The 790-nt window shown below is 70.1% G+C and carries 1 protein-coding gene; it reads left to right on the plus strand.

From position 1 onward, the window contains the following. Window positions 1-14: 14 nt before the first annotated feature. The coding region (locus tag IE198_RS34780) for an IS110 family transposase (protein ID WP_189894074.1) at window positions 15-790 on the plus strand (776 nt) is incomplete at its 3' end.

Genomic DNA, 790 nt, shown 5'->3' on the forward strand with positions numbered 1-790 from the left:
CGAGTGGGGGCACAGTGATCGACACTGACGGCGTGGGCGTCTTCCTCGGCCTGGACGTCGGCAAGAGCACGCATCACGGGCACGGGCTGACCCCGGCCGGGAAGAAGGTCTTCGACAAGCCGCTGCCGAACAGCGAACCGAAACTGCGGGCCCTCTTTGACAAGCTGCGCGACAAGTTCGGCACTGTCCTCGTGGTCGTGGACCAGCCCGCCTCGATCGGCGCCCTCCCGCTCGCGGTGGCCCGCGACGCGGGCTGCCAGGTCGCTTACCTGCCCGGACTGGCCATGCGGCGGATCGCCGACCTTTACCCGGGCGAGGCCAAGACCGACGCGAAGGACGCCGCGGTGATCGCGGACGCCGCCCGCACCATGCCACACACCCTGCGTTCGCTGGAACTGACAGACGAGATCACCGCTGAGCTCACCGTGCTCGTGGGTTTCGACCAGGACCTCGCAGCCGAGGCCACCCGCACCTCCAACCGGATACGCGGCCTGCTCACCCAGTTCCACCCCAGCCTGGAGCGAGTCCTCGGGCCCCGCCTCGATCACCAGGCCGTCACCTGGCTACTCGAACGCCACGGCTCTCCGGCCGCCCTGCGCAAGGCGGGCCGCCGCAGACTCGTCGAACTGATCCGCCCGAAGGCCCCCCGCATGGCCGCCCGGCTCGTCGACGACGTATTCGACGCGCTCGACGAACAGACCGTCGTCGTCCCTGGCACCGGCACCCTTGACATCGTGGTCCCCTCCCTGGCCCGCTCGCTCGCGGCCGTCCACGAACAACGCCGGGCCCT

The sequence above is a fragment of the Streptomyces xantholiticus genome (genome assembly GCF_014651015.1).
Classification (GTDB): Bacteria; Actinomycetota; Actinomycetes; order Streptomycetales; family Streptomycetaceae; genus Streptomyces; species Streptomyces xantholiticus.